The sequence below is a fragment of the Amorphus sp. MBR-141 genome (genome assembly GCF_053628695.1).
The window spans coordinates 42,501-59,196 of record NZ_JBRJGW010000006.1; the positions used below are offsets into that span (position 1 = coordinate 42,501).

General features: G+C 67.7%; 11 protein-coding genes (1 of these 11 running past the window's edge). 3 read left to right on the forward strand and 8 right to left on the reverse strand.

All coding sequences use genetic code 11. The features are described 5' to 3' along the window. A protein-coding gene (adhP, locus tag ACSSVZ_RS09825) for an alcohol dehydrogenase AdhP (RefSeq protein WP_453969636.1) crosses the window boundary here: on the reverse strand, positions 1-1,010 show its 5' portion. 22 nt of this gene lie to the left of the window's left edge; only the first 1,010 of its 1,032 coding nucleotides appear in the window; it begins with the start codon at positions 1,008-1,010; its stop codon lies beyond the left edge, outside the window. A 385-nt stretch (positions 1,011-1,395) separates the two neighbouring features. Between adhP and ACSSVZ_RS09830 the strand changes: the two genes are divergently transcribed. Further along, positions 1,396-3,369 carry a peptidoglycan DD-metalloendopeptidase family protein gene (locus ACSSVZ_RS09830; protein ID WP_453969637.1) on the forward strand — a complete coding sequence of 658 codons (1,974 nt, stop codon included), beginning with the start codon at positions 1,396-1,398 and terminating at the stop codon, positions 3,367-3,369. Positions 3,370-3,456: 87 nt separating this feature from the next. Here ACSSVZ_RS09830 and ACSSVZ_RS09835 read toward each other — a convergent pair whose 3' ends face one another. After that, complete coding sequence (locus ACSSVZ_RS09835; protein WP_453969638.1) at positions 3,457-4,491, reverse strand: aldo/keto reductase; 1,035 nt, start codon at positions 4,489-4,491, stop codon at positions 3,457-3,459. Between the two features lie 106 nt (positions 4,492-4,597). Between ACSSVZ_RS09835 and ACSSVZ_RS09840 the strand changes: the two genes are divergently transcribed. After that, on the forward strand, positions 4,598-5,512 hold the full coding sequence (locus ACSSVZ_RS09840) for a LysR family transcriptional regulator (protein ID WP_453969639.1): 915 nt from the start codon (positions 4,598-4,600) through the stop codon (positions 5,510-5,512). A 145-nt stretch (positions 5,513-5,657) separates the two neighbouring features. Here ACSSVZ_RS09840 and clpB read toward each other — a convergent pair whose 3' ends face one another. The 6 genes from clpB to ACSSVZ_RS09870 form a co-directional block, all read right to left on the reverse strand. Further along, positions 5,658-8,258, reverse strand: coding sequence for an ATP-dependent chaperone ClpB (gene clpB, locus ACSSVZ_RS09845; protein ID WP_453969640.1), 2,601 nt, complete (start codon positions 8,256-8,258; stop codon positions 5,658-5,660). 596 nt (positions 8,259-8,854) lie between these two features. Continuing rightward, positions 8,855-9,544 (reverse strand): DUF4167 domain-containing protein, encoded by a 690-nt coding sequence (locus tag ACSSVZ_RS09850; protein WP_453969641.1) that lies wholly within the window; start codon positions 9,542-9,544, stop codon positions 8,855-8,857. 584 nt (positions 9,545-10,128) lie between these two features. After that, positions 10,129-10,986: a peptide chain release factor N(5)-glutamine methyltransferase gene (gene prmC / locus ACSSVZ_RS09855; RefSeq protein WP_453969642.1), complete on the reverse strand. Its 858-nt coding sequence runs from the start codon at positions 10,984-10,986 to the stop codon at positions 10,129-10,131. Then, the gene (gene prfA / locus ACSSVZ_RS09860) at positions 10,979-12,049 is read right to left on the reverse strand and encodes a peptide chain release factor 1 (RefSeq protein ID WP_453969643.1); all 1,071 of its coding nucleotides are present in this window, start codon (positions 12,047-12,049) and stop codon (positions 10,979-10,981) included. The genes prmC and prfA overlap by 8 nt, the downstream gene beginning before the upstream one ends. A gap of 133 nt (positions 12,050-12,182) precedes the next feature. Then, a complete protein-coding gene (gene ptsP / locus ACSSVZ_RS09865; protein WP_453969644.1) occupies positions 12,183-14,444 on the reverse strand; it encodes a phosphoenolpyruvate--protein phosphotransferase in 2,262 nt (753 codons plus the stop codon). A 75-nt stretch (positions 14,445-14,519) separates the two neighbouring features. Next, positions 14,520-15,779: an aspartate kinase gene (locus ACSSVZ_RS09870; RefSeq protein WP_453969645.1), complete on the reverse strand. Its 1,260-nt coding sequence runs from the start codon at positions 15,777-15,779 to the stop codon at positions 14,520-14,522. A gap of 170 nt (positions 15,780-15,949) precedes the next feature. Between ACSSVZ_RS09870 and ubiG the strand changes: the two genes are divergently transcribed. After that, on the forward strand, positions 15,950-16,693 hold the full coding sequence (gene ubiG, locus ACSSVZ_RS09875) for a bifunctional 2-polyprenyl-6-hydroxyphenol methylase/3-demethylubiquinol 3-O-methyltransferase UbiG (RefSeq protein WP_453969646.1): 744 nt from the start codon (positions 15,950-15,952) through the stop codon (positions 16,691-16,693). The last annotated feature ends 3 nt before the right edge of the window (positions 16,694-16,696 follow it).

Here is a 16,696-nt window from a genome sequence, read left to right on the forward strand (position 1 = left end):
ACCCGGCCGTCGATCGCTCCCTGCCGCATGCGATCGAAGATGGCGTTGACGTCGTCGAGGGCGGCCCAGCTGAAGTGGCTCGCGACCTTGCCCTCGCCGGCGAACTGCAGGGCCTCGACCAGATCCTGACGGGTGCCGACGATGGAGCCGCGCACGGTGATGCGGTTGAGGACCACGTCGAAGATGGGCATCGGGAAATCCCCGGGCGGGAGACCGACGAGCGACATGGTGCCATGGCGGCGGACCATGGCGAGCGCCTGGGCGAACGCCGCGCGGGAGACCGCGGTGACGAGCACGCCCTTGGCGCCGCCGTCGGTGATCTGGCGGACCTGCGCCACGGCGTCCTCTGCCCGCGCATCGACGACGGCGTCGGCCCCCATCTCCCGGGCGAGCGCGAGCTTGTCCTCTGCCACGTCGATGGCGACCACATGGCGTCCCATAGCCTTGGCGTATTGCACCGCCATGTGACCGAGCCCGCCGATGCCCGAGATCGCCACCCAGTCGCCCGGCTGGGTATCTGTCTCCTTGAAGCCCTTGTAGACGGTGACGCCGGCGCACAGCACCGGCGCGGCCGCGCCGAACTCGAGGCTGTCCGGGAGCTGGCCGACGTAGTCCGGGTCCGCGAGCACGTATTCGGCGAAGCCGCCATTCACGGTGTAGCCGGTCATCTGCTGATCGTAACAGAGCGTTTCCCAGCCGGTCCGGCAGTGCTCGCAATGACCACAGGCGGTGTGCAGCCAGGGCACTCCGATGCGATCGCCTTCCCGAACCCGGGTCACCCCCTGCCCGACCGCCGCGACATAGCCGACGCCTTCGTGACCGGGGATGAAGGGCGGCGACGGCTTCACCGGCCAGTCGCCGGAGGCGGCGTGCAGATCCGTGTGACACACACCGGATGCCACCACCTTCATGAGGATCTGGCCGGGGCCGACCTCGGGGACCGGGACATCCTCTATCTCAAGGGGAGCGCCGAACGTGTGAACGACGGCGGCTTTCATCATCTTGGCCATGTGCATCTCCGGCAGACGAAACGGATGTAGACAAGGCTACGGCTCTCATGAGGGCAAACCCATGACCTCCATCAAACCGGACGCAGCTCGTCCCGCGTGCAGCTCCTCACGGGTGGGCACGCAAGGAGCCTCCACGCGACGGTGGTCCCGCCGCCTTCGGATGCGGAACGCGATCGCGACCCGTTTCCGCAGCGAAGTCGGCACGATGAGGGCTTCAATTGCTTGACAGGGGACGGGCCGCGGGCCAGTTTCGATCACCTATTCTGACGAACTGTTTCAGCTCGTCATCTTTCTGCCACCTGGGATGATTTTGGTGTCCTTCCGGATTCGTCCGCGAGAGCGCGTTTGAGCGATTCGTCCGCAACCGAGGCCCAACGCAGCGACAATGAGAGTTGGCTGGCACACCCAAGCCATCGAAACCGCCGTCGATCTCGGTGAGGAGCCGCCGCTCGTCGTAGGACCGAGCGGGCCGGAGGCGTTCGGCCGCCGGTCGGTCAGCATCCGCTGGCTGGCGGGGACGGTGCTCACCGGCATCACCTCTACGGTGCTGATGGGAGGCGCGCTGATCGGCGCCCTCGACGGGCGCTATTCGATCACGCTGCCCGCCTCCGCGCATGTCGGCGAGATCGCGCCCAACACGATCGCGGCGGGCCCGGCGACGAAGAGCGATCGCATCATTCCGGCCGCGGAAGAGATTTCCAACAAGCAGATCGTCGAGGTCAGCACGGTCACCCGGATGGGCGATCGCAACCTCATCAAGATGCAGCCCTACGCGCTGGTCACTGCCAGCCTGATCACCCGATCGAGCGAGATCGTCAACGACATCCCGCCGTTCAATCCGCTGTCGATCTTCTCCGACACCACCGTCTTCCCGAGCCGCGTGACGACCGACGCCATCTACGACGCCCAGGTGGACGGCGAGATCACCATCACCGAGAACGACTTCCCGACCGGCGACGGTGTGACGCTGGCCCCGAGCGCCGAAGTCTCCACCGAAGAGGCCGAGGCCCAGCTGCGCGAACAGCAGTGGTTCGACGGAACCGCCTCGGTCGAATTCGCCAACACCTCGCTGGCCTCCGACCACCGGTTCGATTTCGCCCTGGCCGATCCGCGCAGCATGACCGACGCGGCGATCAGCATCGTCCCGGAAAACGTCTCCGAGCTGATGAAGCACGACGAGGAGGGCGCCGCCTCCGGCATCGCCTCCGACGAAATCGTCGCTCTCGTCGCCAAGGGCGACACGCTGGCGAGCGTCCTCTCCCAATACGGCGCACCGCCCGAGAGCATCGAGGCGATCGCCGGCGTCTTCAAATCCGCCTGGAAGGTCGACGACGTGTCGCCCGGTCAGACGGTGCGCATGGAGATCGACCGCTACGGCTTCGATGAGAATGCCGGCGCACGGCCCGTGCGCGTGAGCCTTTACGACGACGCCAAGCACCTGGCGACCGTGGCGATGACCGACGACGAGACGTTCGTCGCGGCGGAAGCGCCGGAAGACGCGATGCCGAGCGTCGACGTCGCCGCCATCAACCCGACGCCGTCGCCCCAGGGCCAGGCCCCGACCGTGTACGATTCGCTGTACCAGACGGCCCTTCAGCACGACATTCCGGAAGATCTGATCGACGATCTGGTGCGCACCTACTCGTTCGACGTCGACTTCAACGGCCGGGTGCGGCCCGGCGACCAGTTCACGGTGTTCTACGCCGTCCACGACAAGACCGACGATGCGCCCCCGGAGGTGCTGTACACCTCGCTCGTTGCCGGCGGCGTCGAGCGGCGCTTCTACCGGTTCCGCACGCCTGACGACGGATCGGTCGACTTCTACGACGAGACCGGCAAGAGCGCGCAGAAGTTCCTGATGCGCAAGCCCATGGCGCGCGGCGTGTTCCGCTCCGGTTTCGGCGGCCGCCGGCATCCGATTCTCGGCTACAGCCGCCCCCACAACGGCGTCGACTGGGCGGCGCCGCGCGGCACGCCGATCTTCGCGTCGGGGAACGGCACCATCGAGGAAATCGGCTGGAAGTCCGGCTACGGCCGCTGGACCCTGCTCAAGCACGCCAACGGCTACGAGACCGGTTACGGCCATCAGTCCGGCTTCGCCGACGGCCTCAAGGAGGGCAGCCGCGTCCGCCAGGGACAGGTGATCGGCTACGTCGGCTCCACCGGCCTGTCGACCGGCCCGCACCTGCACTACGAGGTGCACGTGAACGGCCGCCCGGTGGACCCGTTGCGGATCCGCCTGCCGCGCGGCCGCGAGCTCGCCGGCGAGCAGCTCGATACCTTCGAGAAGGAACGCGCCCGCATCGACACGCTGGTGCGCCGCGAGATCCCGGCAGACGCCCGGATCGCCCAGAACTGATCCCGAGCGCGGAGATGCGGGCCGCTCCATCGGCCAGGCGGCGCGCCTGATCGATGACGACGCGTCCCGATCCCGCCGTCGCCGCTCTCAGACGAGCGGAGGATTGAGCCGGGCGAACCCCTCCTGACGGCGATACGGAAAATACGGATAGGCAGCGGTGACGGCGCTTGCCGCATCCAGCCGTCCGATCTGGTCGGGCGTCAGGGACCAGCCGACAGCGCCGAGATTGTCCCGCAGCTGGCGCTCGTTGCGTGCGCCGATGATCACCGACGCCACCGTCGGCCGGCGCAGGAGCCAGTTGATGGCGATCTGCGGGATCGTCCGGCCGGTTTCCTCCGCCAGCTCGTCGAGCACGTCGACGATGGAATAGAGCCTTTCGTCGTCGACCGGAGGCCCGAAGTCGGCCGTGGCATGCAGGCGGCTTCTCGACGGGGGCGCCACGCCGCGGCGCACCGATCCGGTGAGCCGCCCCCAGCCGAGCGGGCTCCACACGAGCGCGCCGACGCCCTCTTCCGCGGCCAGCGGCATCAGCTCCCATTCGTAGTCCCGACCGACCAGCGAATAGTAGACCTGGTGGGCGACGTAGCGGGGAAGGCGGTCGCGATCGGCAACGCCGAGCGATTTCATCAGCTGCCAGCCGGAGAAGTTGGACACGCCGACGTAGCGGACCTTGCCGGCGCGGACGAGGTCGTCGAGGGCGCGAAGCACCTCCTCGATGGGTGTCCCGGCATCGAAGGCGTGCAGTTGCAGCAGGTCGATGCGATCGGTCTCCAGGCGCCGCAGCGCATCTTCGGTCGCGGCCAGAAGCCGGGTCCGCGACGTGCCGGCCTGGCCCGGCCCCTCGCCCATCGGCAGCCCGAGCTTGGTGGAGATCAGCAGGTCCTCCCGCCGTCCCTTGATCGCCGCCCCGAGAACCGTCTCCGACGCGCCCTCGGAGTAGACATCGGCGCTGTCAAACAGGTTGACCCCCTTCTCGAGGCAGATGTCGACGAGGCGTCGGGCCTCGCCCGCGTCCGTCGTTCCCCAGTTTCCGAACAGCGGCCCGGTTCCCCCGAACGTCCCGGTCCCCAGGCTGAGGGCCGGAACGATCAATCCGGAGCGTCCCAATCGTCGATAGTCCATCGTGTCATCTCCTGGCTGCGTGTTTCAGCAGGGAGATGGACGGCGGGCGCAAACTGCACTAGCGGGAACGAAGGCATCTCTTTCATGAATGAAATTCACGGATCAAATGGCAGAGACGAACCGGTCCGCCGAAATGCTGATATTCGTCCGGGTGGTCGAGGCGGGCGGATTTGCCGCCGCCGCCAGGGCGAGCCGGCTCACCCCGTCCGCGGTGAGCAAGCTGGTGGCGCGCCTGGAAGGCCGGCTCGGCACGCGGTTGATCAACCGCACGACACGCAGCCTTGGCCTCACGGCGGAGGGCGCGGCCTTCTATGAGCGCTGCGTGCGCATTCTCGCCGACATCGATGACGCGGAGCGGTTGGCCGGCAGCGGAGAAAATTCGGCGGGAACCGTGCGCCTGAGCACAAGCGCCGCCTACGCGACCCACGTGCTCATCCCCGTCCTGCCTGAGTTTCTTCGCGCCAATGCGGAAATCGGCGTCGACCTGACCCTGACCGACACGGTGATCGATCTTCTGGGGGAGCACGTCGACGTCGCGGTGCGCGCCGGACCGCTCGAGAGCAGTCGACTGATCGCGCGCAAACTCGGCGCCACGCAGATGGCAGTCGTGGGGTCACCGGCCTATCTCGAACAGGCGGGTACGCCGACGGCGGTGGACGATCTCGCCCGACACACCACGATCGGTCTTTGCACCGCCCGGTCGGTGGAGCACTGGCCCTTCGTGGTGGAAGGACGGCGGGTGGCGGTGCCCACGCTCGGCCGCACCCAGACCAACGACGGCGAGGGCCTCCGGCACATGGCCCTCGCCGGAACCGGGCTTGCCCGCCTTGCCCGGTTCATGATCGAAACGGACATCGCGGCCGGCCGCCTGATACCTGTGCTGGAGGCGTTCAATCCCGGGGACCGCAAGGACTTCCATGCAGTCTATCTCGGCCAGGGCGGCCCGATCCCCGCGCGGGTGCGCACCCTGCTCGACTTTCTCGTCGAACGCGGTCGCATTCCATCTCTCCCGGCGCGCTGAGGTCGATCGTCACCACCGCGACGGCACGCCGCCACCGAACCGGCGTTCGGCCAAACGAAAGCCGGGACCGACTGACGTCGATTCCGGCCCTTCATTTCCGAGCAGCCGCCGGACGCCCGAGGGGCACCCGACGACGCCGCTGCCATCAGGCGGCGGCGCTTTCGGCCCGTGCCGGCTCGAACACCAGGCGTTCGCCGACCGGCGTCCCCTTGACGGTGTCGCCGTCGAGGATGTCGCCCTGAAGGATCTTCTCGGCCAGCGGGTCCTGCACCTCCTTCTGGATCACCCGCTTCAGCGGGCGGGCACCATAGACAGGGTCGTAACCCTTGTTGGCGAGCCACAGCCTGGCGTTCTCGTCGAGCTCCAGGGTGATCTTCCGGTCGACCAGCAGCTTGCGCAGACGCTTGAGCTGGATGTCGACGATCGCGGCCATCTGGTCGCGCCGGAGCCGGTGGAACAGGATGATCTCGTCGAGCCGGTTCAGGAACTCCGGCCTGAAGTGGCCGCGGACCGCCGTCATGACGAGTTCGCGCACCTGGTCGACATCCTGGTCGTCGGGCTGGTTCGCCAGAAATTCCGAGCCCATGTTCGAGGTCATGACGATCAGCGTGTTGCGGAAGTCGACGGTGCGGCCCTGGCCATCGGTCAGGCGGCCGTCGTCGAGCACCTGCAGCAGCACGTTGAACACGTCTGGGTGTGCCTTCTCGATCTCGTCGAACAGGATCACCTGGTACGGGCGCCGCCGCACCGCCTCGGTGAGCACGCCGCCCTCCTCGTAGCCGACATAGCCCGGAGGCGCGCCGATCAGCCGGGAGACCGCATGCTTCTCCATGAACTCCGACATGTCGATGCGCACCATCGCCGTGTCGTCGTCGAAGAGGAACTCGGCAAGCGCCTTGGTCAGCTCCGTCTTGCCGACGCCCGTGGGGCCGAGGAACATGAACGAGCCGATCGGCCGGTTCGGATCCTGGAGACCCGCCCGGGCGCGCCGCACGGCCGAGGAAACGGCGTGCACCGCCTCGGCCTGGCCGACGACCCGGCGCTCCAGCGCATCCTCCATGCGCAGCAGCTTGTCGCGCTCGCCCTCGAGCATCCGGTCGACGGGGATGCCCGTCCAGCGCGAGACGATCTGGGCGATGTGATCGGACGTCACCGCCTCTTCCATCACGTCGCCCTTTTCCTCGCTCTCCTCGACGACGGCAAGCTTGCGCTCGAGGTCGGGGATGACGCCGTAGGCGATCTCGCCGGCACGGGCGAGGTTGCCGTCCCGCTGTGCCTTGTCGAGGTCGATGCGCGCGTGGTCGAGCTGGGTCTTGAGGTCCTGGGCGCTCGACAGCTTCTCCTTCTCGGCCTGCCAGCGCGAGGTCATCTCGGACGAGCGCTCCTCGAGGTCGACCAGTTCCTTCTCCAGCTTCGACAGCCGGTCCTTGGAGGCCTCGTCGCTCTCCTTCTTCAGCGCTTCCCGCTCGATCTTCAGCTGGATGATGCGCCGGTCGAGTTCGTCGAGCTCTTCGGGCTTGGAATCCACCTGCATGCGCAGCCGCGCAGCCGCCTCGTCAACGAGGTCGATCGCCTTGTCGGGCAGGAACCGGTCGGTGATGTAGCGGTTCGACAGGGTCGCCGCAGAGACGATCGCCGCATCGGAAATGCGCACGCCGTGGTGCAGCTCGTACTTCTCCTTGAGGCCGCGCAGGATCGAGATCGTGTCCTCCACGGTCGGTTCGTCGACGAACACCGGCTGGAAGCGACGGGCCAGGGCCGCGTCCTTCTCCACGTGCTTGCGGTACTCGTCGAGGGTCGTGGCGCCGACGCAGTGGAGCTCGCCACGGGCGAGCGCCGGCTTGAGGAGGTTCGACGCGTCCATCGCGCCGTCCGCCTTGCCCGCGCCGACCAGGGTATGCATCTCGTCGATGAACAGCACGACGCCGCCTTCGGCCGACTCGATTTCCGACAGGACGCCCTTCAGGCGTTCCTCGAATTCGCCGCGATACTTCGCGCCGGCGATCAGCGAGCCCATGTCCAGGGCGAGGAGCTGCTTGCCCTTGAGGCTCTCCGGCACGTCGCCGTTGACGATCCTCAGGGCCAGACCTTCGGCGATCGCCGTCTTGCCGACACCGGGCTCGCCGATCAGCACGGGATTGTTCTTGGTGCGCCGCGACAGGACCTGGATGGTGCGGCGGATTTCCTCGTCGCGGCCGATGACCGGGTCGAGCTTGCCGTCGCGGGCAGCCTGCGTCAGATCGCGGGTGTAGCGGCGAAGCGCCTCGTACTGCCCCTCGGCGCCGGCCGTGTCGGCCGTGCGGCCCTTCCGCAGATTGTCGATGGCGCCTTCCAGCGCCTGCGGGGTGACGCCGGCCTGCTTCAGGATCTTTGACGACTCGGCATCGCCCTCGCTGGCCAGCGCAAGCAGCAGGCGCTCCACCGTGACGTAGGAGTCGCCTGCCTTCTTGGCGAGCTTTTCGGCGGCTTCGAACACCTTCGCCGTCGCCCGCGCCAGGTAGAGCTGGCCCGCACCGGTGCCCTCGACCTTCGGCAGCTTGGCGAGCGCCGCGTCGACGGCCTGGAGTGCGTCATCGGCACGGCCGCCAGCCCGCGTGATCAGCCCTGCCGCCAGACCCTCCGGGTCATCGAGCAGAACCTTGAGCACGTGTTCGGGGGTGAATTGCTGGTTTCCCTGGCCCATCGCCAGGGTCTGCGCCGACTGCAGGAAGCCGCGCGCGCGATCGCTGTATTTCTCGAAGTCCATGTGGCTCTTCTCCTTCGTGCGCACCGTCCATCAAGGCCCGGCATCACGTTTCACACGACCGAACCCCTGCGCCCCCCTCAGGGTAGCGTCGGAGGCGGCCATGACACCTTGCGATCGATCATTGCTCCGGCAGCCACGGGCGACGCGGAGGGATCGGACAAGACAAACACGGCCCCGTTGCGGCGACCGTGCCACATCATATGGTGTGGCCGGAATGCAACAAAAGAGGTCGGAGAAGGGAAAATAGAGCGCGTTGCGCGCGCCTGTTCCGGGCCGCGCGGCCTCGTCCGATCGGCCGGCCAACACGGCACGGCGAAATCGTTGCGAGCATGCGCGAACCCACCGGCAAAGACGTCGGCCGGCGCACTCCGGCGCCGACCACGTCGTGCAGGTTCACTGGACCGATCGACTGCAGGCGCCGGATCGGACGCAGCTTCGGCTTCGGGACCTCGAAGCGTCGCGCCATTCCTCTTCGGTCCGATCGCATCGATCTGACCGCGAAAAGGCGTCGGATGTCGGCGGTGTCGACCGGCGAGCCGGACTGCGCGGAGCCGCCCGGAAACGGCAAGGGGGCAGCGCGCCGCCCCCGTGCCTCTCTATGCGTCGGACGAAGCCGTTTCGTTGCCGGGCTGGGGCGCCGCGGCCTCGCCGGCATCGGCGCTGGCGCGACGCGGGCGGCCACGCGGGGTGCGGGGCGCACGCGCCCGACGGCGCGGCTTCACCTCCGGCGTCTCGTCGCCGGCGGCAGGGGCCTCAGCCCCCTGATTGCCGGAAGCGGACGCCTCGGTCGCCTGATCGGTATCGCCGTCGTCGCCCGACGACCTGTCGGCATCGATCTCGGCCCGGCCGGGCCGAGGGCCGTTGCCATTGCCGTGGCCGTTTGCGCCATGACGCTCGAACCCGGAATCGCTTGGCTGGTCCGCAGCCGCCAGGTCCGAATGGCCGTTTCCATTCTGCCCGCCGCGATGCTGACCGTACTGCTGCTGCGGCTCGTCGCCGTCGCCCTGGTCTTCGTCACGCTGGCTTGACTGCTGCGGCTGATTGGGCCCCTGCGCCGCCGCCAGGATGCGGAAATAGTGTTCCGCATGCTGGAGATAGTTCTCGCCCATCACGCGATCGCCCGAAACCTGGGCATCCCGGGAAAGCTGAAGATACTTCTCGGCAACGTGGAGAGCGGTCCCGCGGATCTTCACATCGGGTCCGTTCGACTCGAACGTCTTCGTCAGCGGATTCGGTCCCTTCCGGTTCCGACCGCGCAGTCGTTTGTTAGGATTACCTTGTCGCATCCGATCGTTTCTCGTTCGGAATAACGTAGGCCGTCACCCGGCGAACTCGCCAGAGCCGGCATCGGCGCCGCAGACTAGAGCCCTCTGGATCGATCGGATCCACTTAACGGTACTCCAGCACCTTAAAGACGTCCCGCCATCCGACGCGCACGCGTGACATTCGGCAGGCCGCAAACCGGAACGGCCCTGGGTCGACAGACCGCGGGCTGGCTCGCTCCAGCAGTTTGAGATCGAACATCCTTCCGCTCGCAGGTCCGTTCCTGGGGGCGGGATGCTCTAACCGAATCCCACAATCGTCCCGAGACTGCGACTTCGCAGTGACGACTTCCGAAGAGCGGAGATCGTCAGGCGAAGGCAGTCGAGAATGACGCGGTGGTCAGCGGCCTCCTCTTGGGCGCAAGGTCTCGATTCAATTGCACGTGTGCAATCGCACCGGTTGGGCATCCACTTAAAAGTCACCAAGTGTGGTGAGGGTTGCCCGTAACCCCGTCGGCACCCGGAACGTAGCGATTTCCTTAGCGATTTCCAAGAGTAAATTTCCCTTGGCCTGACGCTAAAAGCGCCTCGATGCGCATATTGTCGCCTCATTGCCACTCGGCCCGAAGAACGCGGGGCCGGGCTTCAAGGTCGGGGAGGATCTCCAGCCGCCCCAGATGCGCCGCGCGAAAGATGTCGGCGACTGATTCGGCCTGTCCGATCCCGAATTCCACCATCACCGCGCCGGCCGGTGAAACCAGGCCGGATGCGGCGTCGGCCAGGCTCCGGTAGAAGGCAAGACCATCCGGTCCGCCGTCGAGCGCCATCCGCGGATCGTGCTCACGCACCTCCCGATGGAGGCCCGCAATGTCGCGGGACGGGATGTAGGGAGGGTTCGACACCAGCACGTCCACAGGGCCGTGCGCAGCCGACGCCGCATCGCACACGGCGAAGCGCGCGCGGTCGGCAACGCCGGTGCCGTGCGCATTGCGCACCGCGGTTGCCACGGCGCCCGGGCTGATGTCGGTCCCCAGGCCGATTGCGTTGGGCAGCGCGGCCAGAAGCGCGAGCAGGATCGCACCGGTCCCCGTTCCCACGTCGACGATGGTCAGCGGCCGGTCCCGCTCACCTGCCCAGTCGAGCACCGCCTGGACGAGCGTTTCCGTGTCCGGTCGGGGTTCGAGCGTCTCGGGGGAGAGCGCCAGCTCGAGACCGAAGAACGACCGCCGGCCGATGATCCGTCCGACGGGCTCGCCAGCGACGCGGCGGACGATCGCCGCCTCGATGCGGGCAGCGTCGCCGGGCGCGATCGGCGACACCTCGGCGACGATCAGTCCGGTCGGCGTCAGGTCGAGAACATGGGTAAGGAGCAGGCGCGCATCGAGTGCCGCGGTCGCCACCCCTGCCTCGCGCAGCCGCGTCCTGGCGGCAACGAGGGCGCCTCCGACGGTCGGCGCGTCAGCCATCCTGCTCGGCCAGCAGGGCGGCCTGGTGCTCGGTGATCAGCGCGTCGATGATCTCGTCGGTCGCCTCGCCGGCCAGCATTTCGTCGAGCTTGTAGAGGGTCAGGTTGATGCGGTGGTCGGTCACCCGCCCCTGCGGGAAGTTGTAGGTGCGGATCCGCTCGGACCGGTCGCCGGAGCCCACCTGTCCCTTGCGCGCCGCCGCCCGTTCCGCGTCGAGTTTGGAGCGCTCCTCCTCGTAAAGCCGCGCCCGCAGCACCTGCATCGCGCGTGCGCGGTTCTGGTGCTGCGACTTCTCGGAGGAGGTGACCACGATGCCGGTGGGCAGATGGGTTATCCGGACGGCGGAATCGGTGGTGTTCACGTGCTGCCCGCCGGCACCCGAGGCCCGCATGGTGTCGATGCGAAGGTCGGAGGTCGGGATGTCGAACTCGACCTGCTCGACCTCGGGCAGCACCGCAACCGTTGCAGCCGAGGTGTGGATCCGTCCCCCCGATTCCGTTGCCGGAACGCGCTGCACGCGGTGCACGCCGGATTCGAACTTCAGCCGGGCGAACACGCCGCGGCCGGCGACGGAGAAGATGATCTCCTTGTAGCCGCCAGCCTCGCCCTCGCTCGCCGACAGCAGCTCGATCTTCCATTTGTGCTTGTCGGCGAGGCGCTCGTACATGCGGAACAGATCGCCGGCGAACAGCGCCGCCTCCTGGCCACCGGTGCCGGCGCGAATTTCGACGATCGCGCTCTTCTCGTCGGCGACGTCGGTCGGCAGCAGGCCGATGCGAATCTCCTGGGCGAGGTCCTCGAGACGCTCGAGCAGCCCGGGCCGCTCGCCGTCCGCCATCGCCCGGAGCTCCCGGTCCGTCGACCGGTCGGCGAGCATCGCCTCGATGTCGTCGAGCTCGGACCGGACGTCCTTGTAGGCGCGGATCTTCGCGACCAGCGGCTGCAGCTCCGCGTATTCGCGGGAGAGGTCCACATAGGTGTCGGAATCGGTGCCGGACGCCATGCGGCTTTCCAGCATCTCGAAGCGATCGACCAGGGAGTCGAGCTTTTCCTGGGAGAACATGGATTGGGGTCCGGACCTCATGGATGAATGGATGGACGGCGGGCGGCAGCGGAGCGCATCCGGGACGCGGGCCATCTCTGGACTTGGGGCGTGTCCCGTTCAGACCGGGCCGGCCGTTTGAACGGGACAGGCGCTACAACGGTATATCGTGCTCCTCGGCGTACGCCGCCAGGAACGTGCGCATGTTGCCCGGCCAGCGGCCCGGCTCCAGGCGCGGCAGCAGCCGGGCCCTGAGCCGCCCGACATCGAGGGCACGCGCCATGGCCTTGACCGGACCGATAGCAGCCGGCGGCATCGACAGCTGCTGGTAGCCGAGACCGAGCAGCGCCAGCGCCTCGAGCGGCCGGCCGGCAAGCTCGCCGCACACCGTCACCGGCACGTGCGCACGCTCGCATTCGTCGGCGATGCGCTTGAGCGCGCGCAGGAACGACACGCACAGCGGATCGAAGCGCTTGGAAAGGCGGGTGTTGCCCCGGTCGGCCGCCATCATGAACTGGAAGAGATCGTTCGAGCCGACCGACACGAAATCCACCGCCGACAGGATCTCCTCGAGCTCGAACAGCAGCGAGGGGACTTCCAGCATGACGCCGAGCTTGATCGCCTCCGGCGTCTCGTGGCCGTGCCGCTTCAGGTGGCGGATCTCCTTGTCGACCAGCGCGCGCGCCGCCGTGAACTCGGTCACCGACGAGACGAGCGGGAACATCAGGCGCAGTTCGCGCCCGGCCGCAGCGTGCAGCAGCGCACGCACCTGGACGCGGAGAAGGCCCGGACGGTCGAGCCCGAGCCTGATCGCCCGCCAGCCCATCGCGGGGTTCTCCTCGTCGACCGCGCGCAGATAGGGCAGCACCTTGTCGCCGCCGATGTCGAGCGAGCGGAACGTCACCGGGCGATCGCCCGCCGCCTCGTAGATGCGCCGGTAGAGCTCCTCCTGCTCGCGCACCCGCGGCAGGCTGTGCGCCACCATGAACAGGATCTCGGTGCGGAACAGCCCGATGCCCGCCGCCCCGGATTCGTCCAGATGCGGCAGATCCACGAGCAGGCCGGAATTGATCATCAGCGTCAGTTCCCGGCCGTCGCGCGTCGTGGCCGGGGCGTTGCGCAGGCGCCGGTACTGGACCTGGCGACGGGCCCGGAACCGCACCTTCTCCGCATAGGATCGCTCGATGTCGGCCATCGGCCGGAAATGCACGACGCCGGAATCGCCGTCGACGATGACCGCGTCCTTCTCCTCGACCATCGAGACCGCGCCGGCGACCTGACCGACCGCCGGAATGCCGAGCGCCCGGGCAATGATCGTCGCATGGCTGGTCGGCCCGCCCTCCTCCAGCACCAGGCCGCGAAGGCGCTCGCGGTCGTAGTCGAGAAGCTCCGCGGGTCCCATGTTGCGGGCGATCAGGATGGCGTCCTGAGGGAACGAATCGGTGCCGTGCGGACGGCCGACGATCTCGCGCATCAACCGATTCGCAAGATCGTCGAGATCGTGCAGGCGGTCCCGCAGATAGGGATCGACCGAGCGCAGCATCCGGGCGCGGGTGTCCGACTGGACGCGCTCGACGGCAGCCTCCGCCGTGAGCCCGTTGCGGATCGCCTCTTCCATCTTGCGCGCCCAGCCGCGGTCCTGGGCCACCATCAGGTAGGCCTCGAGCACCTCCCGGTGTTCGCCATGGTGGGCGATCTCGCGGCGCGACAGCATCTGGTCGAGGGAAAAGCGCACCTTCTGCAGGCCGCTTTCCAGACGGGTGAGCTCGAAGTCCGCATCTTCGGCGATCAGGTTCGTGACCACGACGCGGGGTTCGTGCAGGACCGCATGGCCCAGGCCCACGCCCTCCGACAGCGCCGCGCCATCGAGATGGATCGGACGGCGCAGATCGAGCGCCGGGCCCTGCTTGGCCAGCGCTTCGATCTCCCCGGCCGCGATCATCTCCGCGATCACCATCGCGGTCGTCTGAAGCGCCTCGACCTCTTCCTCGTAATAGCTGCGGTGGGCCTTGTTCTGCACCACGAGCACGCCGAGAGTGCGGCCCGATCTCAGGATCGGCACGCCGAGGAAGGCGTTGTAGATCTCTTCACCGGTCTCGGGCTTGTAGGCGAAGGCCGGGTGATTGCGCGCGTTCGGAAGGTTCAGCGCGCGCGCCTCCGCCGCGATCAGGCCGACCAGGCCTTCGCCGATCCGCAGGCTCGTCAGGTGGACGGCGTCGCGGTTCAGGCCTTCGGTGGCGTACAGTTCGAGCACCCCGTCGGCCCGAAGGACATAGACGGAGCACACCTCCGCCACCATGTTGGCGGCGATCAGTACGACAATCTTGTCGAGCCGTTCCTGCGCATCGATTGGCTCCGCCATAACTTCGCGGAGCCGTCTGAGTAGGAGGCGCGGACCGGCGAGAGAGCCTCGCATAGTGCCTCCCCGGAACCTCGGTCGCCGATCGACGCCATGCCAAAACGGCCAGCCTCCGATCGAGGCCAGCCAGCGTCAGGCAGTCGTCGTCTTGTCCAGCCCATATACAGAGTGGAGCGCGCGCACCGCAAGTTCTGCGTATGCCGCATCTATGAGCACCGAAATCTTAATCTCCGATGTGGAGATGGCCCGGATGTTGATGCCCTTTTCGGACAACGCCTTGAAGGCGGCAGCGGCCACGCCGGCGTGGCTGCGCATCCCGACGCCGATCACCGACACCTTCACCACGTCCGTGGCGCCCTCGATGGCCGTGTAGCCGATCTCCCCGCTGGCCTTGTCGAGCACCGCCAGCGCGCGGTCATACTCGCTCTGGGGCACCGTGAAGGTGATGTCGGTGGTCGACCCGTCCGGGCTGATGTTCTGGACGATCATGTCGACGTTGATGTGGGCGGCCGCCATCGGGCCGAACACCGAAGCGGCCACGCCCGGCCGGTCGGCGACCTGCCGGATCGAGATCTGCGCCTCGTCCTTGGAATAGGCGATGCCGGTTACGATCTGCTGTTCCACGATCTCGTCCTCGTCGCAAATCAGGGTGCCCACGGGCTGGTTGCCGTTCGCCCGGATCGCCTCCGGATCGTCGAAGCTCGACCGAACGAACGTCCGGACGCCGTGGATCATGGCCAGTTCCACCGAGCGCACCTGCAGAACCTTGGCGCCCAGTGAGGCCATTTCCAGCATCTCCTCGTAGGAGACCCGGTCAAGCCGGCGGGCGGCGGACACGATGCGCGGGTCGGTCGTGTAGACGCCGTCCACGTCGGTGTAGATGTCGCAGCGGTCGGCGTGAATGCCGGCGGCGATCGCCACCGCACTGGTGTCGGACCCGCCGCGCCCGAGCGTGGCGATGCGCCCGTCCGGCGCGAGCCCCTGAAAGCCGGCAACCACCGCAACCTGACCGCCCTCGATCCGCTCGATCAGCTTGTCGCCGACGATCGAGGTGATCCGGGCGGCGCCATGCGTGCCGTCGGTGAGCACCGGCACCTGCCAGCCCTGCCACGACCGGGCGTCGACGCCCATCGCCTGCAAAGTGAGCGCAAGCAGCCCGGTCGAGACCTGCTCGCCGGACGCAACGATGGCGTCATACTCGCGCGCATCGTGCAGCGGCGAGATCGCGCGGCAGTACTCGACCAGCTTGTTGGTCTCTCCCGCCATCGCGGAGACGACGACCGCGACCTTGTGGCCGGCGTCGACTTCGCGTTTGACGTGACAGGCCACGTTGCGGATGCGATCAAGGTCGCCGACGGAGGTTCCGCCGAACTTCATGACCAGTCGGGCCATGGTCCAATACCGATTCGTTTGTGAAAAGGGCGAAAGGATCCCCGTCGCTGGGTTTCCCGACCGAAGTGGCGGGCTAGATATCACCGTGCTGTCGCCACAGCAACTCGGCACGTGGCAGCACCCTCGAGCGGTCACGACCGCAAGACCGACGGATGCAAGGAACGCAGGCCATGTCAACGGGTACGATCGATCAGGGAGAGGTCGACCGCTTTTCCGCGCTCGCCGCAGAATGGTGGAACCCGCGCGGCAAGTTCCGGCCCCTCCACAAGTTCAATCCGGTTCGCCTCGCCTACATCAAGGAGGTGGTCGCGCGCCATTTCGGCCGGGAGGTCGACGACGCGAAGGCGCTGGACGGCCTGCGGCTGCTGGACATCGGCTGCGGCGGCGGGCTTCTCTCGGAGCCCATGGCCCGCCTCGGCGCCGATGTGGTCGGGGCTGATGCCGCGGAAACCAACATCGAGGTTGCGCGCATCCATGCCGAGCGCTCGGGCGTGACGGTGGACTACCGGGCGACCACCGCGGAGGCGCTGGCCGACGCCGGCGAGACCTTCGACGTGGTTCTCGCGATGGAGATCGTCGAGCACGTCGCCGACGTGCCGCTGTTCGTCTCCGCCTGCGCGCGCATGGTGAAGCCCGGTGGACTGCTGCTGCTTGCCACCATCAACCGGACCCCGAAGGCCTATGCGCTGGCCATCGTCGGGGCGGAGTACATCCTCGGCTGGCTGCCGCGCGGCACCCACCAGTACGAACGGCTGGTCAAACCCGCCGAGCTCGAGGCGGCCATCGCCGACGCCGGGCTGTCGGTCCTGGAAACGACCGGGGTGGTCTTCGACCCGCTGCGCGACCGCTGGGACCGCTCGGCCGACATCGACGTGAACTACATGATGCTCACGGCCCGCCCCGCGGCCGCCTGACGC